This is a genomic window from Neobacillus vireti (assembly GCF_036962465.1).
GTDB lineage: Bacteria > Bacillota > Bacilli > Bacillales > Cytobacillaceae > Neobacillus > Neobacillus vireti_B.
On the sequence record NZ_JBALNF010000018.1, the window covers coordinates 12735 to 34333 of the forward strand.

At 38.6% G+C, this 21599-nt stretch carries 25 protein-coding genes; 24 read left to right on the top strand and 1 reads right to left on the bottom strand.

The annotated features are described in order from the left end of the window. Window positions 1-182 precede the first annotated feature (182 nt). The 5 genes from V7077_RS08280 (at window position 183) to fni (ending at window position 4228) form a co-directional block, all read left to right on the top strand. A complete protein-coding gene (locus V7077_RS08280) occupies window positions 183-368 on the top strand; it encodes a YpfB family protein (RefSeq protein WP_335500302.1) in 186 nt (61 codons plus the stop codon). Between the two features lie 231 nt (window positions 369-599). Beyond that, entirely contained in the window at window positions 600-1274 is a 675-nt protein-coding gene (cmk, locus tag V7077_RS08285; protein ID WP_335500304.1) for a (d)CMP kinase, read from the top strand. A gap of 2 nt (window positions 1275-1276) precedes the next feature. Then, complete coding sequence (locus tag V7077_RS08290) at window positions 1277-1858, top strand: lysophospholipid acyltransferase family protein (RefSeq protein WP_335500306.1); 582 nt, start codon at window positions 1277-1279, stop codon at window positions 1856-1858. A gap of 160 nt (window positions 1859-2018) precedes the next feature. After that, window positions 2019-3158, top strand: coding sequence for a 30S ribosomal protein S1 (gene rpsA, locus V7077_RS08295; protein WP_335500308.1), 1140 nt, complete (start codon window positions 2019-2021; stop codon window positions 3156-3158). An 11-nt stretch (window positions 3159-3169) separates the two neighbouring features. Continuing rightward, a complete protein-coding gene (gene fni, locus V7077_RS08300; RefSeq protein ID WP_335500310.1) occupies window positions 3170-4228 on the top strand; it encodes a type 2 isopentenyl-diphosphate Delta-isomerase in 1059 nt (352 codons plus the stop codon). Between the two features lie 30 nt (window positions 4229-4258). Here the strand turns inward: fni and V7077_RS08305 are convergent, their stop codons facing one another. Further along, complete coding sequence (locus V7077_RS08305) at window positions 4259-4405, bottom strand: YpzI family protein (RefSeq protein ID WP_235740286.1); 147 nt, start codon at window positions 4403-4405, stop codon at window positions 4259-4261. A 106-nt stretch (window positions 4406-4511) separates the two neighbouring features. Here V7077_RS08305 and V7077_RS08310 point away from each other — a divergent pair, with 106 nt between their 5' ends. From V7077_RS08310 to V7077_RS08400, 19 genes are all read left to right on the top strand, one after another. Further along, window positions 4512-5120: a YphA family membrane protein gene (locus tag V7077_RS08310; RefSeq protein WP_335500313.1), complete on the top strand. Its 609-nt coding sequence runs from the start codon at window positions 4512-4514 to the stop codon at window positions 5118-5120. A gap of 197 nt (window positions 5121-5317) precedes the next feature. Further along, the gene (gene der, locus V7077_RS08315; protein ID WP_335500315.1) at window positions 5318-6628 is read left to right on the top strand and encodes a ribosome biogenesis GTPase Der; all 1311 of its coding nucleotides are present in this window, start codon (window positions 5318-5320) and stop codon (window positions 6626-6628) included. 19 nt (window positions 6629-6647) lie between these two features. Next, window positions 6648-7706, top strand: coding sequence for an NAD(P)H-dependent glycerol-3-phosphate dehydrogenase (locus V7077_RS08320; protein ID WP_335500317.1), 1059 nt, complete (start codon window positions 6648-6650; stop codon window positions 7704-7706). A 433-nt stretch (window positions 7707-8139) separates the two neighbouring features. Beyond that, window positions 8140-8325, top strand: a complete 186-nt coding sequence (locus V7077_RS08325; RefSeq protein ID WP_215043149.1) for a DUF2768 domain-containing protein — start codon at window positions 8140-8142, stop codon at window positions 8323-8325. A 34-nt stretch (window positions 8326-8359) separates the two neighbouring features. After that, complete coding sequence (locus V7077_RS08330; protein WP_335500320.1) at window positions 8360-9070, top strand: hypothetical protein; 711 nt, start codon at window positions 8360-8362, stop codon at window positions 9068-9070. Window positions 9071-9428: 358 nt separating this feature from the next. After that, the gene (spoIVA, locus tag V7077_RS08335) at window positions 9429-10907 is read left to right on the top strand and encodes a stage IV sporulation protein A (protein ID WP_335500322.1); all 1479 of its coding nucleotides are present in this window, start codon (window positions 9429-9431) and stop codon (window positions 10905-10907) included. 361 nt (window positions 10908-11268) lie between these two features. Then, entirely contained in the window at window positions 11269-11541 is a 273-nt protein-coding gene (locus V7077_RS08340) for an HU family DNA-binding protein (RefSeq protein ID WP_007084878.1), read from the top strand. 184 nt (window positions 11542-11725) lie between these two features. After that, window positions 11726-12292, top strand: coding sequence for a GTP cyclohydrolase I FolE (gene folE / locus V7077_RS08345; protein WP_335500323.1), 567 nt, complete (start codon window positions 11726-11728; stop codon window positions 12290-12292). Window positions 12293-12327: 35 nt separating this feature from the next. Further along, window positions 12328-12564 carry a trp RNA-binding attenuation protein MtrB gene (gene mtrB, locus V7077_RS08350; RefSeq protein ID WP_235740280.1) on the top strand — a complete coding sequence of 79 codons (237 nt, stop codon included), beginning with the start codon at window positions 12328-12330 and terminating at the stop codon, window positions 12562-12564. Between the two features lie 185 nt (window positions 12565-12749). Continuing rightward, window positions 12750-13556, top strand: coding sequence for a heptaprenyl diphosphate synthase component 1 (locus V7077_RS08355; protein WP_335500326.1), 807 nt, complete (start codon window positions 12750-12752; stop codon window positions 13554-13556). Between the two features lie 3 nt (window positions 13557-13559). Further along, window positions 13560-14264 carry a demethylmenaquinone methyltransferase gene (locus V7077_RS08360; protein ID WP_335500329.1) on the top strand — a complete coding sequence of 235 codons (705 nt, stop codon included), beginning with the start codon at window positions 13560-13562 and terminating at the stop codon, window positions 14262-14264. Window positions 14265-14307: 43 nt separating this feature from the next. Then, window positions 14308-15270: a heptaprenyl diphosphate synthase component II gene (gene hepT, locus V7077_RS08365; RefSeq protein WP_335500331.1), complete on the top strand. Its 963-nt coding sequence runs from the start codon at window positions 14308-14310 to the stop codon at window positions 15268-15270. Window positions 15271-15378: 108 nt separating this feature from the next. Further along, window positions 15379-15825, top strand: coding sequence for a nucleoside-diphosphate kinase (gene ndk, locus V7077_RS08370; RefSeq protein WP_335500333.1), 447 nt, complete (start codon window positions 15379-15381; stop codon window positions 15823-15825). Window positions 15826-15992: 167 nt separating this feature from the next. Beyond that, a complete protein-coding gene (gene aroC / locus V7077_RS08375; RefSeq protein WP_335500349.1) occupies window positions 15993-17165 on the top strand; it encodes a chorismate synthase in 1173 nt (390 codons plus the stop codon). Next, a complete protein-coding gene (gene aroB, locus V7077_RS08380; protein WP_335500335.1) occupies window positions 17165-18235 on the top strand; it encodes a 3-dehydroquinate synthase in 1071 nt (356 codons plus the stop codon). Before aroC ends, aroB begins: the two co-directional genes overlap by 1 nt. Before the next feature lie 18 nt (window positions 18236-18253). Further along, window positions 18254-18628 carry a chorismate mutase gene (aroH, locus tag V7077_RS08385; RefSeq protein ID WP_335500337.1) on the top strand — a complete coding sequence of 125 codons (375 nt, stop codon included), beginning with the start codon at window positions 18254-18256 and terminating at the stop codon, window positions 18626-18628. A 38-nt stretch (window positions 18629-18666) separates the two neighbouring features. Then, complete coding sequence (gene hisC, locus V7077_RS08390) at window positions 18667-19755, top strand: histidinol-phosphate transaminase (RefSeq protein WP_335500339.1); 1089 nt, start codon at window positions 18667-18669, stop codon at window positions 19753-19755. Window positions 19756-19788: 33 nt separating this feature from the next. After that, complete coding sequence (locus tag V7077_RS08395) at window positions 19789-20895, top strand: prephenate dehydrogenase (RefSeq protein ID WP_335500341.1); 1107 nt, start codon at window positions 19789-19791, stop codon at window positions 20893-20895. Between the two features lie 30 nt (window positions 20896-20925). Continuing rightward, window positions 20926-21599, top strand: a 674-nt coding sequence (locus V7077_RS08400; protein WP_335500343.1) for a 3-phosphoshikimate 1-carboxyvinyltransferase, incomplete at its 3' end; no start/stop codon positions are given.

A 21599-nucleotide genomic window follows, 5' to 3' on the forward strand; every position in this document is an offset into this window, starting at 1 on the left:
TCCTGCGGGAGTACGGGGCAGGGTGACTCCGCAGGAGCGAAGCGACGAGGAGGCTCCCTGTACCGCCCGCGCCTAGAGCGGAAATCAACAGACTAGTTTAATTCAGTCCATAATTATAAGTAAAGAATAAAATCGGCAGGCTGCTCCAATACTAATAACATATAGTTTTTGGAGTGATGGGCATGAAAACAGTAGAGAGAATTTTAATTAAATTAGTGATTGTCCAATTTATCTTTTTATTTTTATCACAATTACTGCTTCATCAGTTAGATATCTTTCCGCAGATTAAACATATAACAAAATACGAAGGGGTAAGTGAGAATACAATAACTGAAATTCTGCAAACCTTTCAGGGGAAATACCCATAACCTAAGCATATTGTTATCAAAAAAAATAGGAAAGTATAAATGCTTCCTCTTTGTTGGAAGGTTTATACTTTCCTATTTTTATTATTGAGTTTAGTACCATTGGACTAATGAAATTAGGTTTATTTCAGCATTTTTCTTTTATTTAATTGCTAAAAAAAAGAGGCATATCTTTATCTTGTGGTAAAATAAATAAGGTAGATAAGACGATCATGAGAGCTTTTAGGAGGATTTATGGAAAATAAAATATCAATTGCAATTGACGGCCCTGCCGCAGCCGGGAAAAGTACAGTAGCAAAAATTGTGGCAGAAAGACTATCTTATATTTATATTGATACTGGTGCGATGTACAGAGCATTGACATATAAAGCAATCAACAATCAACTTGATTTGGAAGATGAAGCATCGTTATTGGACACGCTCTTATCGACAGTTATTGAACTAAAGCCTTCCGATACAGGACAATTGGTTATACTTGACAGCTGTGATGTTACTGATTTAATTCGTACATCGGAAGTAACTAATTCTGTGTCCTACGTGGCAAGGCAGCCGAAAGTTCGTGAAGAAATGGTGAAGAGACAGCAGGCATTCGCCACAGAAGGCGGAGTGGTGATGGATGGTAGAGACATCGGTACGCATGTTTTACCAAATGCTGAAGTAAAAGTATTTTTGCTCGCCAGTGTTGAAGAGAGAGCTGAAAGAAGGCATGCTGAAAACTTAGAGAAGGGCTTTCCTTCTGATTTAGAAAAATTAAAAGAAGAGATTGCCCAGCGGGATAAAATTGACTCGGAAAGAGCAGTAGCTCCTTTAAAAAAGGCAAGTGATGCAATAGAAATCGACACAACCTCTTTGACCATTCCTGATGTTGTCGAAAAAATAATGGCACTGGTGAATGAAAGGATTGGTTGAGTATGACGTTTTATGGGTTTGCCAAATCAGTGGTTTATACCATTTTTAAACCGTGGTATCGAATACAAGCAATAGGGGTAGAAAATATCCCGAAAGAGGGTGGAGTGCTTTTATGCTCCAACCATATCTCTGTAATAGACCCAATCGTTGTCGGAATTATGTGTCCCCGTCCCGTACATTATATGGCTAAAGATGAGCTTTTTCAGGTCCCTGTATTGGGAGAAATCGTAAGAAAATGTAATGCATTCCCTGTGAAAAGAGGATTCAGTGACCGAGAGGCGCTAAGGACAGGATTAAAGCTTTTAAAGGACGGGCATGTATTTGGACTCTTTCCAGAAGGGACCAGAAGCAAAACCGGGGAACTAGGAAAAGGGCTTTCAGGAGCAGGATTTTTTGCATTAAGAACGGAAGCTCAAGTTGTACCTTGTGCGGTTATTGGTCCGTATAAAAGTCTAAAAAAATTAAAAATGGTTTATGGTAAACCAATTGATATGACTGAAATGAGACAAACAAAAGCTTCGGCTGAGCAGGTAACTGAATTAATTATGGCAGAAATCGATAAACTTATAAAAGAGCATAAATAGCTTCTGCTTGACAAAAAAGGCTATTTGTAAGAAGTTAATAAAAAGAGATTTTTTTTGAAAATTCTATTGGTTTTGTTTTATTTTATATGTGGTGAACAATGTGCTTTTCACCAAATCATATATAGATTTTTAAGAGTAAATGGAATAAGGAGGAATACATATGTCGGAAGAATTAAATCAAGTAGAAGTGAAAAACTTTGAAATCGGGGATAAAGTAACTGGACAAGTTACTAAAGTTGAGGAAAAACAGGTGCTTGTGAATATTCCTGGCAGTAAGCTGGATGGAATTATCCCTATCAGTGAACTTTCAAGCCTTCATATTGAAAAGGCATCTGATGCTGTTGCTGAAGGCGATGAACTGGAATTAGAAGTAACAAAGGTAGAAGAAGATGCACTAGTATTATCTAAGCGGAAAGTGGATGCAGAGAAAGCTTGGGAAAGCTTGGAGGAAAAATTCCAGTCTGGAGAGATCTTTGAAACAGAGGTTAAAGATGTTGTTAAAGGCGGATTAGTTGTAGACCTTGGCGTTCGTGGATTTGTTCCTGCTTCCCTGGTAGAGGCTCATTTTGTAGAGGATTTCAGTGATTACAAAGGCCGTACGCTTTCTTTTAAAATTGTTGAGCTTGATAAGGAAAAAAATCGTTTAATTCTCTCCCATCGTGCAGTTGTAGAACAAGAAAAAGGAAAGCAAAAACAAAACCGTCTTGATGCTCTAGAAGTGGGTCAGGTTATTGAGGGAACTGTGCAAAGAATTACTGATTTTGGCGCCTTTGTCGATATCGGTGGAATTGATGGCCTAGTTCATATTTCACAACTTTCATATGAACATGTTAATAAACCATCTGATGTTGTGCATGAAGGACAGCAAGTGAAAGTAAAAGTATTAAGTGTTGACCGTGATAGTGAGCGAATTTCATTATCGATCAAAGAAACTCTTGCAGGACCTTGGAGCAATATCTCTGAAAAAGCTCCGAAAGGTAGTATTTTAAGCGGAACGGTTAAAAGATTAGTTTCTTACGGAGCATTTGTAGAAGTATTTCCTGGTGTAGAAGGACTTGTTCATATCTCTCAAATAGCTCATAAACATATCGGAACCCCGCATGAAGTTTTAAAAGAAGGTCAAGAAGTAAATGTAAAGGTTCTTGAAGTAAATGAGCAGGATCAGCGTTTATCCTTAAGCATAAAGGAATTGCTTGAAAAAGAAGTAGAGGAAAACTTTGATTACGAGCTTCCTGAAGAGTCTAAAGGGTTCCAGCTTGGAGAAATGATTGGAGATAAATTAAAGAATCTAGGAAAATAATGGTGATGTAAGTGTCAAGATCTGAACGAAAATGGGATCATATTCGCTTTGCCTTGGAAAATAGGCAAAACCGTTCTACAGTTTTCGACGATATCAAATTTATTCACCAAAGCTTACCGAATATCAATGTGTCCGATGTTCGATTAAATTATTTAATTGGCGAACTTTCTTTAAGTTCGCCAATTTTTATCAATGCAATGACGGGCGGCGGCGGAGAAAAAACCTATCAAATTAATAAGCAGCTGGCAATCGCTGCAAAGCATACCGGAGTGGCTATGGCAGTCGGCTCACAAATGTCTGCTATCAAAGATCAAACAGAAAGATATACATATGAAATTGTCCGGAAAGAGAATCCAACTGGGATTGTTATCGCTAATTTAGGCAGTGAAGCGACCGTTGAAAATGCTAAATTGGCCATTGATATGATTGGAGCCAATGCCTTACAAATTCATTTAAATGTGATTCAAGAATTAACGATGCCTGAGGGGGATCGGGATTTTTTCGGTTCTCTAAACAGAATCACAGAGATTGCCAATGGGGTAGACGTACCGGTTATCGTAAAGGAAGTCGGCTTTGGTATGTCTAAGGAAACGGTTGAGTCTCTGATTTCGGCAGGTGCAGCAATTGTTGATGTAGGAGGTTCCGGAGGCACAAACTTTGCTGAAATAGAAAATAAGCGCAGGAAACAATCTCTTCCGTTTTTCAATAACTGGGGAATCTCTACACCTATTTCAATCCTTGAGGCAGCCAGTATACCTAATAATATCCCGATTATAGGATCTGGAGGTTTTTCCTCAAGCATAGATATTGCAAAAGGTTTAGCAATTGGTGCAAGTGCGATTGGTCTAGCAGGCTTCTTCTTACAAATACTTGTTCAGGATGGTCTCGATGCTTTAATCGAAGAGATTAACACTCTTCATTCGGAATTAACAATGATAATGACTGCATTAGGTGCAAAGTCTATTTCAGACTTAAAACATGCGCCCGTAATTATATCAGGTGAGACCTATCACTGGTTAACGCAAAGAGGAATCGATACAAAGCAATTTAGTCAGCGAAAGATTAAATAAAGCTCCCGCATGCGCGGGAGCTTTTACTATTTATTCATCATATTTACCATCGTTTAAGTCCCTTGCTTCTTCAGGACCTGATAATTTGGTAGACCCAGCATAGTGTAATGCCTGGTCACGATCTGACTCCACTCTTCTACTAGCTTTAAGCTTTTTTTCTTGGCGGTCTTTTCCCATTTTCCACACCTCCTCTTTATAAGATGATTCACCTCTGAAATATTATTCAAGAAAGTATGAAAGTACATAAAGTTTACCAATAATGAAAATAATAGGAGGTGTATGCATGGAAGGTATGATGTTTTATTGGATTTATTGGTCGTTTTGGGTTTACCTTACTTTTCTGACAGATAAGAAAAACCCGTATCGGCGAAAACTATCTGCCATTATTTTAATCGTAATCCTATTATCCAACCATCAATTTAAACTCGGGGAGTATGACATTCATGCCAGTGGATTATTTTTATTATTAATGTGTTATCTTTTCTTAAGCCAGGAAAAACGGGGAGCAATCCTTTATTTCTATATTTGTTCATTGATTGTATCAATTGGATATGTGGCGTTCCATTTGTTTGAAATTTTTGATCCAGTATGGATTATTTTTAAAAAGGAATGGATGATGGGAATTGGTTTTGGATACCTTGCCATCCTGCTGCAAAAAAGCTTAAAAGGGAGATTACTGATTGCAATTTGCGGAACCATGCAAGGGGAGTTTCTTTATGCCTATACCTTAAATAAATTTCCTTTTCCATATGAAATAGGCGGGCTTGAATATCTAGATGCATGTGCGTTAATTTCTGCTTTACTGGTTGCCTGGAGTGCGATCGAAAATGCAGGAACGTTTTTTCAAACACACTATCATTTTTTTGAAAAAGGAAAACAAAAATCATCCTAAATGGCAGCTTGGAGAATCCTTACCATTGCAGGAAAGGACTAACATTGTTAAAATAATTGAAGTTAGGCCCTTCTAGTTAACAGAAGGGTTTCTTTACTTAAGGCTTTTGTCCGCCTTACTTACGTAAGAACTTTCAATTTGAATAATGCTAACTAATAACACTATTGTGAAATATATTAGAAAGGATGGCGATTAAGATGGTTAAACCTGTTATTGCCATTGTAGGAAGACCAAACGTTGGAAAATCCACCATTTTTAATAGGATTGTGGGTGAACGAGTTTCCATTGTTGAAGATGTACCGGGAGTTACTAGAGATCGAATTTATAGTTCAGGTGAATGGTTAACACATGATTTTAATGTGATCGATACGGGTGGAATTGATATTGGAGATGAGCCATTTTTAGAGCAGATTCGTCAGCAGGCGGAGGTTGCAATTGATGAAGCTGATGTCATTATCTTTTTAACAAATGGTCGTGAAGGGGTAACAGCAGCGGATGAAGAAGTAGCAAAAATCCTCTATAAGTCCAAAAAGCCAATCGTATTAGGTGTAAATAAGATCGATAACCCTGAAATGAGAGAGTTACTTTATGATTTTTATTCATTAGGTTTTGGTGAGCCAATCCCAGTGTCAGGGTCTCACGGACTTGGCCTTGGTGATTTATTAGATGAGGCAGCTAAATATTTCCCAAAATCAAAGCCAATAGAATATGATGAAGATGTGGTCAAGTTTTCCTTGATTGGACGACCAAATGTCGGAAAGTCATCCCTCGTAAATGCAATATTAGGAGAAGATCGTGTCATAGTCAGCAATATTGCCGGTACCACCCGAGATGCAGTCGATTCCCCATATACTTATAACGGCCAAAGATATGTCATTATTGATACAGCTGGAATTAGAAAAAGAGGAAAAGTGTATGAAACTACAGAAAAGTATAGTGTGTTGCGTGCATTAAGGGCGATAGAACGTTCTGATGTCGTTTTAGTGGTTATTAATGCTGAAGAAGGAATTATTGAGCAGGATAAGAAAATAGCCGGTTACGCCCATGAGGCAGGACGAGCTGTCGTGATTGTGGTGAATAAATGGGATGCGGTTGAAAAAGACGAGAAAACAATGAAAGAATTGGAACAAAAAATAAGAGAACATTTCTTATTTCTTAGCTATGCTCCAATTGTTTTCCTGTCGGCAAAAACGAAAAAACGTATTCATACTCTTATACCAATGATCAATACGGCAAGTGATAACCATTCGATGCGGGTTGAAACAAGCGTGTTAAATGACGTCATTATGGATGCGGTCGCAATGAATCCAACTCCGACAGACAAGGGTAGAAGATTAAAAATTTATTATGCTACCCAAGTGGCTGTCAAACCACCAACTTTTGTTGTTTTTGTGAATGAACCTGAATTAATGCATTTTTCCTATGAACGCTTCCTTGAAAACAGGATAAGGGACGCATTTGGATTTGAGGGGACGCCAATCAAGATTTATGCTCGAGAAAGAAAATAATAAAGGCGGGTGAAGGGTTATGCGGGAGGATAGCAAAACAGCCGTAACTGTTATTGGTGCAGGAAGCTGGGGAACAGCCCTCGCGATGGTACTTGCAGACAACGGTCATGAAGTACGTTTATGGAGTCATAATGAGAGTCAGGTAAGGGAAATAAATCAATTCCATACGAATAAAAAATATTTGCCTGATATCAAACTGCCAGAATTAATTGTCGGTTATGCTTCGTTAAATGATGCATTAATGGGAGTGGAAAACATTATCTTGGCTGTTCCGACAAAAGCCATTCGGGAAGTGCTAGGCAATATTCGGGCGGTTCAGAATGCACCATTGACAATTACGCATGTGAGTAAAGGGATAGAGCCTAATACTCTGCTGCGAATAACCGAAATCATAAAAGAAGAAATGCCAAAAGAACTTCTAAAGGATGTCGTGGTTCTTTCAGGACCTAGTCATGCGGAAGAAGTCAGTCTTAGACACCCTACAACCGTTACAGTTTCATCGGAAAATATGGAAGCAGCTGAACATATACAGGATCTATTTATCAATCAAAATTTCCGTGTATATACCAATTCAGATGTCATTGGAGTGGAAATTGGCGGCGCCTTAAAGAACATTATAGCCTTGGCGGCAGGTATTACAGATGGACTTGGATACGGTGATAATGCTAAGGCAGCTTTAATGACGCGGGGATTAGCGGAAATAGCCCGGCTTGGAACAAAAATGGGTGCCAATCCATTAACGTTCTCCGGGTTAGCGGGAATAGGAGACCTGATTGTTACCTGCACAAGTGTCCATTCAAGAAACTGGAAGGCAGGAAATTTGCTAGGTAAGGGAAAAACGTTAACTGAGGTTCTCGATAATATGGGAATGGTGGTCGAAGGTGTAAGAACCACGAAAGCGGCGAATCAGCTTGCACAAAAGTATAATGTTAACATGCCAATTACATCTGTCCTGTATAATGTTTTGTTTAATGGCAAAAATGCGAAGGATGCAGTTGATGTTTTAATGACGCGCGGCAGGACCCATGAAATGGAAGATTTAGTTAATGTTCTTGAGGAAAAATCCCTTGAAGATTAAAAAAGTGCTTTTTTATTAAGAAATTAGGCAATCTTCTGATGCGTTTTTTCTCTAGGTTGCATACAATGCAACGAAGCAACCTGGTAGTAGACGCTGGAGAATGGGTTATTTAGTCCAAAATTGGCTGAAGTAAAGAACTCGCCCCTCTTTACTTCAGTTTTTTTATGTTCTAGGATATTATAGATTTAGTAATTTTAAATAACTTTTTACAGGTATATACACGTCCAGCTCCCAGCGCCCAACGGCTAGTGTCCTTCGCTCTTATCCCTACGATAAGTCAACATCGAATCGACTTGAGCTCCGTGTTTCCTTTATCTCAGTCAAAGCGCTCCAGGCCATACGCCGCTAAACGGGCGCTTGCGCTTTTGTTCTAAAAAATTTTTTTATAATAATAGCTATGTTATAATTAATCTTCGAAAAAGGGGGAATAAAATTGTCGCCAGCCATGATAAAGATGTGGATATCCATTGCAGGTATGGCTCTTATGTTTCTTGCGATTGTTACGATTTATTTGAGCCGGTATAAGTTACAAGGAGTATTTCGAATTCTAACTGCTATCATTGCTTATTTGTTTATGATTGTTGCCGGAATAACCTTACTGATTGTTTTTTTGACTTGAATTTTCGACCATACATAAATCAAAAGGTGATTTTATGAAAAGAATAATGCTGTTTAGCACACTCATGATTACGGCAGTCATATTAGCAGGCTGCATGTATCCGAAAGAGGAATTAACGCAAAACCAGGTACCTTATAAAGATCAAATCAAGGCTGTTCAATCGGCAGTGGATGACTTCCAAAAAGATAATGGCGGAATTCTGCCTATAAAAACAAAGGAAGCTGAAACACCGATTTATCAAAAGTATCCTATAGATTTTAAGAAAATTGCCCCCAAGTATATAGCAGAACCACCTGGAAATGCTTATGAAAGCGGTGGTATATTTCAATATGTACTGGTAAATGAGGAGACAAATCCTACGGTTAAATTGTTGGATTTACGGATGGCGGAAACGATTCGTGATATTAATTTAAGGATAAGAACAAATGGTTATCCACCTTATAAATCGCAATTGGCCAAAAATGTTTATTCACTTGACTATTCTAAGCTTGGATTTAAGAAAGCTCCATACGTGGTTAGTCCATTTACAAATCAAAACCTTTCTTTTGTCATAACAGGTGATGCTGAGGTTTACGTTGATTATCGGCCCGACCTTTATCAAGTTTTAAAAAAGACAAGTAAGGAGCCGAAACCTGGCGAGGATATCCGCTCTATTTTAGTGGATGATTCCATGTTTGTTCCTGCTTATTCCCTTCCCTATACCATTGATTCTAAGACAAAGGAACCTATTTTTTTAGAAAAATAAGAATATAATTAGGTCCTCCTCTCTACTCCTAGAGAACGTCCTTTCCTTTAATTTTTGTCATAACCCTTTTCCTATGAAATATATTGTAGGAGAAGGGTTTTTTTATGCTTAATCATTTAATGGCAGGATAGATCCAACTATTATTGCCGTGTCATTAACCATAGTTAGAAACCCTCCATACAACTAAAAGTTCAGCGAAAACAGATATCATTACATCATAAGAAATATTAACAAGGGGGTAAAAAATTTTAGAAAAGTGTCATAACAAGATAGGACAACGTCATAAATATATACTGTCCAAAAATACCTAAAATGGATGTTATTATCCCACTTTACTCTATGATCGGGAGGGGATCACTTGGAAAAGGTTGATATTTTTAAGGATATTGCCGAGAGAACAGGCGGTGATATTTATCTGGGAGTAGTCGGAGCAGTACGAACAGGCAAATCAACATTTATTAAAAAGTTCATGGAGCTTGTTGTCTTACCAAATATAAACAGTGAAGCGGAGAGGTCCCGCGCACAGGATGAGCTTCCCCAAAGTGCAGCTGGTAAAACCATCATGACAACTGAACCGAAATTTGTCCCAAATCAGGCCGCTACTGTACATGTTGATGAGGGACTTAATGTTAATATCAGGCTTGTGGATTGTGTGGGATACACAGTCCCAGGTGCTAAAGGATATGAAGATGAAAACGGGCCTAGAATGATTAATACGCCATGGTATGAGGAACCTATTCCATTCCATGAAGCGGCAGAAATTGGCACAAGAAAAGTAATCCAGGAACATTCAACGATTGGGGTAGTAGTTACAACGGATGGAACAATTGGCGAAATCCCTAGAAGTAACTATATTGAAGCCGAAGAAAGAGTCATAAACGAACTGAAGGAAGTGGGCAAACCATTTATTATGGTGGTCAATAGCGCTCAGCCATACCACCCTAGCACAGAAACATTAAGATCAAGCTTAGCAGAGAAATATGATATTCCTGTTATTGCAATGAGTGTAGAAAGCATGCGTGACAGTGATGTATACAATGTCCTTCGTGAGGCCCTTTACGAGTTCCCGGTACTTGAAGTCAATGTAAACCTGCCAAGCTGGGTAATGGTACTTAGAGAGAACCACTGGCTGCGTGAAAGCTATCAAGATGCTGTGAAAGAAACAGTTAAAGATATAAAGAGATTACGAGATGTAGATCGTGTTGTTCAACAGTTTAGTGACTTTGAATTCATCGAAAAAGCCGGATTAGCCGGTATTGAGATGGGTTCTGGTGTAGCGGAGATTGATTTAATCGCTCCTGATGAATTATATGATGATATTTTAAAAGAAATAGTCGGAGTAGAAATCAGAGGCAAGGATCATCTCCTTGAATTAATGCAGGATTTTGCCCATGCAAAAGCAGAATATGACCATATCTCCGATGCTTTAAAAATGGTTAAACAAACAGGCTATGGAATCGCCTCACCTACACTTTCAGATATGAGTCTTGAAGAACCTGAAATCATCCGTCAAGGTGCTAGATTCGGCGTCAGACTTAGAGCAGTCGCTCCATCCATTCATATGATCAAAGTTGATGTTGAATCAGAATTTGCCCCGATTATTGGAACGGAAAAACAAAGTGAAGAATTAGTCCGTTACCTAATGCAGGATTTCGAGGATGACCCATTATCGATTTGGAATTCCGACATCTTCGGGCGATCTTTAAGTTCTATTGTAAGAGAGGGGATTCAAGCTAAATTGTCCTTGATGCCTGAAAATGCCAGATATAAGTTAAAAGAAACATTAGAAAGAATTATTAACGAGGGTTCAGGCGGATTAATCGCGATTATCCTCTAATTTTGGGGCTCCGAACTGGAGTCCTTTTTTTTATTTCAGCTAATTATGACAAAATTTAGGTTAAATATAGAAGAATCTTGATAAACCAAAGAAAAGATTACCATAATTTCATGAAATCTTCTTGATATGCGGAAATGATTATGATAATCTTTTAACAGAATTACGTTATAGTCCTTAAACCCTTTATATTATTGGGTTTTTATTAAAAAAATAGACTTAAGGTCTCTAAAGTAGTCAAAATGGATTACTTTGGTAATAAAACCTTGCTATGACGTATAGAAATTAGAAAAATTGTTTAGAAATGTAGATAAGTAATCTTATTTACGAATCTTGATAATTTCTTCGGGAGGAGGTGAATGGCATGAACAAGACAGAACTTATTAACGCAGTTGCTGAAGCTAGCGAGCTTTCAAAAAAGGACGCTACAAAGGCAGTTGATGCTGTTTTTGATGCGATTTTAGATGCTTTAAAGAATGGTGATAAGGTACAACTAATTGGTTTTGGTAACTTTGAAGTACGTGAGCGTGCTGCCCGTAAAGGTCGTAACCCACAAACAGGTGATGAAATCGAAATCGCTGCTAGCAAGGTACCAGCTTTCAAACCAGGTAAGGCACTTAAAGATGCAGTTAAGTAATTACATAAATGATTGCTTAAAGCGGGTAGCTTAGGCAAAAAGGTCATGGATAATTCCATGGCCTTTTTTCTATCTTAAAGTTAACATATGGGGAGTATCTATTTTTTTTGCTTGCAGGGAAATGATTGTGCTAATATGTAGTTGTTGTTTATACTTAAAAGATATACTTTAGGAGGAAATCGGTATGTCGGAAATCAATCGTACCCAAATAGAAGAGGCGGTACGTTTAATATTAGAGGCAATTGGTGAAGATCCAAATCGTGAAGGACTTCTTGATACACCAAAGAGAGTAGCAAAAATGTATGAAGAAGTATTCAGCGGATTAAAGGAAGATCCGAAGCAGCACTTTGAAACTATTTTTAGTGAAGATCACGAAGAACTTGTATTAGTGAAAGATATTCCATTCTACTCAATGTGTGAACATCATTTAGTCCCTTTCTTTGGAAAAGCTCATGTTGCTTATATTCCACAGAATGGCCGTGTTACGGGACTTAGTAAATTAGCGCGGGCTGTCGAAGCTGTTGCTAAAAGGCCGCAGCTGCAGGAACGGATTACATCCACTATAGCAGATAGTATGATGGAAAAACTTGATCCTAAAGGTGTAATGGTTGTTGTGGAAGCTGAGCATATGTGTATGACGATGCGCGGCGTAAAAAAGCCTGGTTCCAAAACGGTTACAACAGCTGTTAGAGGAGTTCTTGCAGAAGACTCAGTGGCACGATCAGAGGTTTTATCTTTAATTAAATATTAAGAGTAATTTATTTCTTGGCATATGGAGTGATCAAATTGGAAAAGCGTAATCCACAAAATAGTGACTATGTTGTGATTAAAGCTGAAGATGACGGTGTCAGTGTAATCGGTTTAACAAGAGGTTCGGATACAAGATTCCATCATTCGGAAAAGCTTGATAAAGGGGAAGTTCTCATTGCCCAATTTACCGAGCATACCTCTGCCATTAAAATTCGTGGTAACGCTAAAATTCTCACTCAATTTGGTGAAGTTGAGAGTGAAATGAAGAAATAACTTGGGACATAGTATGGTAAGTGATTATTTTGTGAAATCCTGCCCACAGCAGACCTTTTATGTTATAATTGTGTCTGCCTTATTTTATTAAGAAAACAGGAATTTTCCCTTTAAGAGGCATGAAATCTTCGTGAAAATAGACAATATAAAATACATAAAGTGAATACATCGGGGAAGCAAGGGTGATGACAGTGCATGACATTCGACAAAAATATACAACGATTAAAGAGCAGGTCGAAAAGAGGGTTTTTGATTCTTACTTGCTTGAATATATAGAACCCCCAAAAATTGATGAGGAAAAGCTGTTAGTCCTCGTCTCTTTAATGGAACCACTAGAACTGTCTTTTAATCAGATTCAAAATTATACATTGTCAACCATGCTAATTCAAATTGCCCTTGACACCCATGATTATATATCAAGTACTGCCATAGACGAGAAAAAACGACAACTAACAGTACTTGCTGGAGACTATTTTAGCGGACTATACTATAAATTTCTTGCAGATGCAGAAGATATTAACATGATAAAATGTCTATCTGCAGGGGTAAAAGAAGTAAACGAAAATAAGATTCTTGTCTACAATAAAAATGACCTGGATGGCATAGAGAGTTTAATGTCTAGTATGAAAAGAATCGAAAGTTCTTTACTGATTAAGGTTGCTGATTATTTTAAAGTTGAGGTTTGGAATGAGTTTCTTAGTGAGCTGTTTTTATTTAAAAGGTTACTAAATGAGAGAAACCAATATTTTCAATCAGGATGCTCTTTTTTATTTCAAGCTCTGAAGAAAATCCTTTTCTCAGGTGCAACATCGGAAAATTTAACAGAACAACAACAACAGCGTTTAATACAGACTTGTGACGAATATTTAGCACGGTCCAAACATGCTGTTGAAAAACAACTTCCTTACATGAATGATTTCCTTGCAAAAAGGGTCAGAGTGTTATTGGGTCAGTACCATCCATATGCAAAAACTTTTGTGGAAGAAGGGTAAAACATGCAGCAATCGAAAGAACAGCGCGTTCACAATGTGTTTGAAAAGATATCTGATAACTATGACAAAATGAATTCGGTTATTAGTTTTCAGCAACACATCAAGTGGCGGAAGGATACCATGAGGAGAATGAATGTTCAACCTGGTTCAAAGGCTCTCGATGTCTGCTGCGGTACGGCTGATTGGACTATTGCTTTAGCGGAAGCAGTTGGCCCGACCGGAAAAGTTACAGGTCTCGATTTTAGCCAAAACATGTTAAATGTAGGGATAGAAAAAGTTAAGGAACTAGGGCTTGACCAGGTGACATTAATTCATGGAAATGCAATGGAACTACCATTCCCTGATAACAGCTTTGATTATGTTACAATTGGATTTGGCTTAAGGAATGTACCTGATTACCTGCAGGTATTAAAGGAAATGCATCGGGTTCTAAAACCAGGCGGAATAGCTGTGTGCTTGGAAACGTCACAGCCTACCCTATTTGGCTATAAACAGCTTTATTATTTTTACTTTCGTTTTATCATGCCGCTGTTTGGAAAAATGCTGGCGAAAAGCTATCGGGAATATGCGTGGCTTCATGAATCAGCCCGTGATTTTCCAGGGATGAGAGAGCTTGCCAGGTTGTTTGAAACGGCGGGTCTTAAAGAAGTGAAATATAAATCATATAGTGGCGGCGCTGCTGCTGTTCATATAGGTAAAAAACTTTAATTCGTCAAAAATGAAGACAGGATGAAAAGCAGGGTGAATACAAATGAAATTAAAAATGATGTATTCATTTTTGAATTCGGATATTAACATAATAGAAAAAGAACTTGAAGAGACCATCCAACCGGAGTCTCTTCTTTTGAAACAGGCTTCTATGCATACATTACAAGCCGGAGGAAAACGAATTCGTCCTGTTTTTGTTTTACTTGCAGGTAAATTTGGACATTATGATATCCATGTCCTGAAAAATGTAGCTGTTGCATTAGAGTTAATTCATATGGCCTCGCTTGTTCATGATGATGTCATCGACGATGCCGATCTGCGCCGGGGGCAGCCAACTGTCAAATCCAAATGGGACAACAAAATAGCTATGTACACAGGTGACTTTGTATTTGCTCTTGCTCTTGAATTGATGACAAATATTAAAAGCTCTGAAGCTCATAAGATTTTGGCCAACACCATTGTCGAGGTAACGGTTGGGGAAATTCAACAAATAAAAGATAAGTACCGCTTTAATCAAAACCTGAAGGATTATCTTAGAAGAATTAAAAGGAAGACCGCTTTGTTAATTGCAGTAAGCTGCCAATTAGGAGCTGTTGCTGCAGGTGTAGAGGAAGATGATCATAAGAAACTATTCCGATTTGGTTATTATGTTGGCATGTCCTATCAGATCATTGATGATATTTTAGATTTTACCTCGACTGAAAAGGAACTAGGAAAGCCGGCTGGCAGCGATCTTCTCCAAGGGAACATTACTGCACCTGCCTTATTTGCTATGAACGATCCCGTAATACGTAGAGAAATTGAAAAGGTTCATGAAAATATGGAGCCTAATGAAATTGGAAGAATTATTTCCTTAATCAAAAAATCAGGTGCCATTGAAAAATCCTTTGTTTTAAGTGATCATTACTTAGATAAAGCATTAGCTGTTCTAGAGGAATTACCAGAAAATAAGACCAAAAAAACACTAAGAGATATTGCTAAATATATAGGCAGACGAAAGTTCTAATTTCTCTGCCGACACCATCTTGCTAAAAATTCAAAAAAATGATAACATTTTCATGGATTGTTCAAGCTAACAATCAATATACATAATATTCTTTGGGAGTGGGATTACATGGAAAAGACATTTTTAATGGTCAAGCCTGACGGTGTTCAGCGTAACCTTATTGGGGAAATTGTGGCTCGTTTTGAAAAGAAAGGCTTCCAATTAGTAGGGGCAAAATTAATGACAATTCCAACCGAGCTGGCTCAACAACATTATGGTGAGCATAAAGATCGTCCATTTTTTGGGGAATTAGTGGACTTCATTACATCCGGACCTGTATTTGCGATGGTTTGGCAAGGGGAAAATGTGATTTCCTCGGCTCGTCAAATGATGGGGTCTACTAATCCTAAGGACGCTGCGCCAGGAACGATTCGGGGAGATTTTGGCCTTACAGTTGGTAAAAATATCATTCACGGGTCTGATTCACCTGCTAGTGCGGAACGAGAAATTGGCTTATTCTTTAAAGAAATCGAATTAGTTGATTATTCTAAATTAGTAAATGAGTGGATCTATTAATTAATGGGAAAGGCACTTGTATTCATCATGTACAAGTGCCTTTTTTTGTATCCGGTTACAAAAATTTCTTCCTTATTTTCTGAATAGTTATACTATGTTTATTTTGCTCAATATGTTATATTGATACATAATTCTTTAATGAGTTGAAGGGGGAAAGAGCAATGGGAATGAGATATTTAACAGCAGGAGAATCCCATGGGCCGCAGCTAACGACAATTTTAGAGGGCTTACCGGCAGGCATGCCGATTGAAGCTTCAGATATAAATAATGAATTAGCCAGACGGCAAAAAGGCTATGGCCGTGGAAGACGTATGCAAATAGAAAAGGATACTGCAGAAATTGTTTCAGGAGTTCGTCATGGACAAACACTTGGATCACCGATAGCCCTTGTGGTAAAGAACAATGATTGGAAGCATTGGACTAAGATAATGGGTATTGAGGCCTTAGAGGAAGGCCAGGAGGATGAAGTAAAGCGGAAGGTCACAAGAGCACGGCCTGGCCATGCTGACCTAAATGGAGCCATTAAATATGGCCACCGCGATATGAGAAATGTACTAGAGCGTTCTTCAGCCAGAGAGACAACAGTCAGAGTTGCAGCTGGGGCTGTAGCAAAGAAGCTGCTTTCATTAGTTGGTGTGGAAATCGTCGCGCATGTTGTCGAAATCGGCGGAGTGAAGGCAAATGTTGATCCTAATCTTTCAATTGAAACTTTAAAAGAAGTAACAGAATTATCTCCAGTTCGTGTGGCAGATCCTACAGTTGAGCAAGCAATGATGTCTGCTATTGACGAAGCCAAGAAAAATGGTGATTCGATTGGCGGAGTTGTCGAGGTCATAGCAACAGGGATGCCTCCAGGGATTGGAAGTTATGTTCACTATGATCGGAAAATCGATGGGAAGTTAGCAGCCGCAATAATGAGTATAAACGCGTTTAAAGGCGTTGAAATAGGTATTGGCTTCGAAGCCGCAAGATTACCAGGAAGTCAGGTACATGATGAAATAGCATGGGATGATGAGAAGGGCTATTATCGTAAGACCAATCGTTTGGGTGGAGTGGAAGGCGGTATGACGACCGGGATGCCACTTGTAGTGAGAGGCGTCATGAAACCTATTCCAACACTATATAAACCATTGATGAGCGTCGATATTGAAACAAAGGAGCCATTTGCAGCAAGTGTTGAGCGATCCGACAGTTGTGCAGTTCCTGCGGCGGCTGTTGTTGCCGAGCAAGTAGTAGCATGGGAACTTGCCAACGCATTGATCGAACAGTTTAATAGTGACCGTTTTGATACACTTGTCGATGAAATTAATAGACATAGGGAATATGCGAGGGAATTTTAATGGAGACGATTCAAATCCTAACAGAATCCAAACAATATCCTGTTTTTGTAGGAGAAGGGATGAGAAAAGAGCTTCGCGCATTCCTGGCAAACCATTTTCCTAACTTAACCAAAATACTAATCATTACCGATGAAACAGTTGCCAAGCTTCATCTTGATAAATTACTTCAAGGACTAAAACCGTTGGAACCAGTTGTTTTTACAGCTCCATCAGGCGAAAAAGCAAAGACCTTTGAGGTATATTATGAGGCCCTTACAACTGCTCTAGCTAGTCATTTGGATCGTAAATCGGTTGTTCTTTCCCTAGGAGGAGGGGCAGTCGGAGATTTAACAGGATTTGTGGCAGCTTCGTTTATGCGAGGGATCCCTTTTATTCAAGTTCCAACCACCATTCTTGCACATGATAGTGCTGTTGGCGGGAAAGTTGCCATCAATCATCCTTTAGGGAAGAATATGATTGGTGCTTTTTATCAGCCGGAAGCTGTATTTTATGATCTTGAATTATTAAATACGCTTCCTATTCAGGAAATTCGTTCAGGGTTTGCAGAGGTTATTAAACATGCCCTTATTGCTGATTCCCATTTTTATGATTGGTTAAAGTTAAATATTCATGATTTAAATACGCTTACTAAAGAGCAATTATCGGCTTCACTTGTTCAAGGAATTAAGATTAAAAACAAATTCGTATCACAGGATGAAAAAGAAACAGGAGTCCGTGCTTTCTTGAATTTAGGTCATACCCTAGGACATGCAATCGAAGCAGAAATGGGTTATGGAAATTTCACCCATGGTGAAGCAGTAATGATTGGGACGATTTTTGCCTTGAAATTAAGTAATAACTTATTAGGTTTAACGTTCGATATTCATGAATTTATAGATTGGGTTACAGAGTTGGGCTATGAAACCTCAATACCCAAACAATTATCCTTTGACAGCTTGATAGCGAAAATGAGGCAAGATAAAAAATCTGTTGGGGATGCAATTCGTTTTGTTTTACTTGAACAAGTGGGGCAGCCTTTACTCCAGGAAGTATCAGAAGAGGTATTATGGCAAGAGCTGACAAGATTTTAATATAAGGGAGAATGTTTTATGATCAGAGGTGTGAGGGGTGCCACGACGGTTACTGCTAATTCTGAAGAAGCTATTATTGCTGCGACAGAGGAACTTTTTGCTAAATTAATTGAAGTAAATCAAATTCAGCCTGATTTTGTTGCATCTGTATTAGTTTCAACAACAGAAGATGTTGATGCTGCGTTTCCGGCTAAGGCATTGCGGAAATTCCAAGGTTGGACCTATGTACCAGTAATGTGTATGCGAGAAATGCCTGTTCCTAACTCCTTGAAAATGTGTGTTAGAGTAATGATGCACGTCAATACAAGTGTTCCACAGGAAAAAATTGTCCATGTTTATCTAAATGATGCGCAAGTGTTAAGGCCTGATTTAAACAACAGCGTGGCATTATAAAATTAATAATACTTTTTTAAGTGAACGGGGTGGAGAATATGAGATGGAAAGAACAGTTATTAACACTGACTCCATATCAACCAGGGAAGTCAATTGATGCAGTGAAGAAACAATTTAATCTTGAAAAGATTGTAAAATTAGCCTCCAATGAAAACCCCTTTGGGTGTTCAGATTCAGTTCATTCAGCACTAAATTCAAATTCAACGAGTCTGGCAATTTATCCGGATGGCTATGCGACAAATTTAAGAGAAACACTTGCATCTTTTTTGGAGGTTGAAGAGAACGAGCTCATTTTAGGAAATGGCTCCGATAATTTAATTCAAATGATCTCAAGGGCTCTCTTACATCCAAATGCCAGTACAGTAATGGCTCACCCGACCTTTTCGCAGTATAAGCACAATGCGGTAATTGAAGGAGCCATTATTAAGGAAATCCCTCTTGTAAACGGAGAACATGACTTAGACTCTATGTTAGAGGCAATTGATGACCAGACTAATGTCATTTGGGTGTGCAGCCCTAATAATCCTACTGGTACATATGTTTCGGAGAATAAATTAATCGCATTCCTTGAAAAGGTTCCGCCACACATTCTTGTAGTTCTTGACGAGGCTTACTACGAGTACGTAGTAGCCGAGGATTATTATAATTCTATTAGTTTGACCCGTAAGTTCGATAACCTAATCGTACTGCGAACGTTTTCAAAAATTTATGGTTTAGCAGCCTTAAGGATTGGTTATGGAGTAGCTAATCCAGCAATTATCAAGGCCTTAGAACCTGCTAGGGAGCCATTTAACGTAAATTCTTTAGGTCAGCTAGCTGCAAGTGCGGCAATTCAAGATCAGCAATTTGTCGAAGATTGTAAAGAAAAGAACAGGCAAGGAATTGCACAATTTTATCAATTTTGCGAACAGCATAATCTAGAATATTATCCTACCCAGACCAACTTTATCTTAATAGACTTTAAAGTAGACGGAGATAAGATTTTTCATTATTTACAAGAGAGAGGATTTATTGTCCGTTCCGGAAAAGCACTGGGCTTCCCAACCTCAGTAAGAATAACGGTGGGCTCCCAAGAACAAAACGATGGTGTTTTAAAGGTACTAAGTGAATTTCTTAGGACAAACTAGAAAATCAGTTTTCTCTAAATAGGGGGATGGACATTGAGAGGCCGGGTTTTTGTCATTGGCTTAGGATTAATAGGTGGATCCTTGGCGTTATGTATTAAGAAGGAACATTTTGATTCGAAAATTGTAGGATTCGATATTAACAGCGAACAGGCAAGGCTAGCTAGTATGCTTGGTGTCATTGATGAAATAGCAGATAGTATACAGGATGGAGCGCTTGGTGCCGATTTAATTATTATTGCTGCGCCAGTTAATGAAACAAAAGAAATCATTCAACTTCTCTCAGAGCTTCCACTTAATCCAGAAGTAATCGTAACTGACACAGGTAGTACGAAGGGGAAAATTGTTGAAAGTAGTCTATGTTTAACAAAACGTGGGTTTACTTTTATTGGCGGTCATCCTATGGCTGGCTCACATAAAAGCGGAGTATCAGCTGCAAAGGAAATATTATTTGAAAATGCCTTTTATTTGTTAACACCTGAGGACCATATTGAAAACGCTAAGGTGGATACTCTAAAAGAGTGGTTAATGGGGACACATGCTAAATTCTTAACGATTACTCCGGAAACACATGATTATCTTACAGGGATCGTCAGCCATTTTCCGCATATTATCGCTGCATCAATTGTTCGGCAAACCGAAAGACTTTCCGAATCAGAAAGTCTAATCCCCCGCCTTGCTGCGGGAGGTTTTCGTGATATTACAAGGATTGCTTCCAGCAGTCCTAAAATGTGGAAAGATATCCTGCTTCACAACCGTGAAATATTAATTGAATTACTTAACCAATGGCTTTCAGAAATGAATGAGGTCAAAACACTGTTAGAACAAGAAAACAGTACTGCTATATATAATTATTTTAACCAGGCAAAGCAGTTTCGCGATGGGCTTCCCCAGAAAGAAAAAGGGGCTATTCCTTCATTTTATGACTTGTATGTGGATATTCCGGATTATCCTGGGGTGATCTCAGAAATAACTGGATATCTAGCCAAGGAACACATTAGCATCACAAATATTCGTATTTTAGAAACGCGCGAGGATATTATTGGAGTTTTAGTTATCAGTTTTCAGACAGAAGAGGATCGTCAAAGAGCTGAGCGATGTATAGGAAGTTATTCCAACTACGCAACTTCAGTGGGTACTTAACCGGTAAAATATTATGAAAGGTGATTTTTGATGGAAACATTAAAACTAAAGACCAACATTAATCGATTAGTTGGTGAAATAACAATCCCTGGTGATAAATCTATATCACATCGCTCTGTCATGTTTGGTTCTATCGCCCATGGCGAAACAAGGGTAACTAATTTTTTGCCAGGTGATGATTGTTTAAGTACAATCTCATGCTTTCGAAAGCTTGGTGTAACGATTGAGGAATCTAATGATGAGCTTCGAATTTATGGAAAAGGCTTTGATGGATTAACAGAACCTTCTGAGGTTTTAGATGTTGGGAATTCCGGGACAACTATCCGTTTATTAATGGGGATCTTGTCAGGCAGACCATTTTTCTCATCTTTAGTGGGCGATGCTTCGATTGGTAAGCGGCCCATGACAAGGGTAACGGTTCCATTGACGCAAATGGGTGCTAAACTGGATGGCCGAAAAAACGGTGACTTTACTCCGATTTCTATCCGTGGAGGGCAATTGCAGCCTATTCAATATGAACTTCCAGTGGCCAGTGCCCAGGTTAAATCTGCACTAATCCTTGCCGGATTACAGGCAGATGGGGTCAGTACCATTATTGAACCTGCTGAGACTCGTGATCATACAGAACGTATGATTCGACAATTTGGCGGTGAAATAACCAAGGATAACCAAACTATTCAGGTTAAAGGTGTACAAAAACTGAC

Coding starts and splice junctions, on each gene's coding strand:
- V7077_RS08280 (WP_335500302.1), top strand. CDS start 183: ATGAAAACAGTAGAGAGAATTTTAATTAAATTAGTGATTGTCCAATTT.
- cmk (WP_335500304.1), top strand. CDS start 600: ATGGAAAATAAAATATCAATTGCAATTGACGGCCCTGCCGCAGCCGGG.
- V7077_RS08290 (WP_335500306.1), top strand. CDS start 1,277: ATGACGTTTTATGGGTTTGCCAAATCAGTGGTTTATACCATTTTTAAA.
- rpsA (WP_335500308.1), top strand. CDS start 2,019: ATGTCGGAAGAATTAAATCAAGTAGAAGTGAAAAACTTTGAAATCGGG.
- V7077_RS08305 (WP_235740286.1), bottom strand. CDS start 4,405: ATGGGAAAAGACCGCCAAGAAAAAAAGCTTAAAGCTAGTAGAAGAGTG.
- V7077_RS08310 (WP_335500313.1), top strand. CDS start 4,512: ATGGAAGGTATGATGTTTTATTGGATTTATTGGTCGTTTTGGGTTTAC.
- der (WP_335500315.1), top strand. CDS start 5,318: ATGGTTAAACCTGTTATTGCCATTGTAGGAAGACCAAACGTTGGAAAA.
- V7077_RS08320 (WP_335500317.1), top strand. CDS start 6,648: ATGCGGGAGGATAGCAAAACAGCCGTAACTGTTATTGGTGCAGGAAGC.
- V7077_RS08330 (WP_335500320.1), top strand. CDS start 8,360: ATGAAAAGAATAATGCTGTTTAGCACACTCATGATTACGGCAGTCATA.
- V7077_RS08340 (WP_007084878.1), top strand. CDS start 11,269: ATGAACAAGACAGAACTTATTAACGCAGTTGCTGAAGCTAGCGAGCTT.
- folE (WP_335500323.1), top strand. CDS start 11,726: ATGTCGGAAATCAATCGTACCCAAATAGAAGAGGCGGTACGTTTAATA.
- V7077_RS08355 (WP_335500326.1), top strand. CDS start 12,750: ATGACAGTGCATGACATTCGACAAAAATATACAACGATTAAAGAGCAG.
- V7077_RS08360 (WP_335500329.1), top strand. CDS start 13,560: ATGCAGCAATCGAAAGAACAGCGCGTTCACAATGTGTTTGAAAAGATA.
- hepT (WP_335500331.1), top strand. CDS start 14,308: ATGAAATTAAAAATGATGTATTCATTTTTGAATTCGGATATTAACATA.
- ndk (WP_335500333.1), top strand. CDS start 15,379: ATGGAAAAGACATTTTTAATGGTCAAGCCTGACGGTGTTCAGCGTAAC.
- aroC (WP_335500349.1), top strand. CDS start 15,993: ATGAGATATTTAACAGCAGGAGAATCCCATGGGCCGCAGCTAACGACA.
- aroB (WP_335500335.1), top strand. CDS start 17,165: ATGGAGACGATTCAAATCCTAACAGAATCCAAACAATATCCTGTTTTT.
- aroH (WP_335500337.1), top strand. CDS start 18,254: ATGATCAGAGGTGTGAGGGGTGCCACGACGGTTACTGCTAATTCTGAA.
- hisC (WP_335500339.1), top strand. CDS start 18,667: ATGAGATGGAAAGAACAGTTATTAACACTGACTCCATATCAACCAGGG.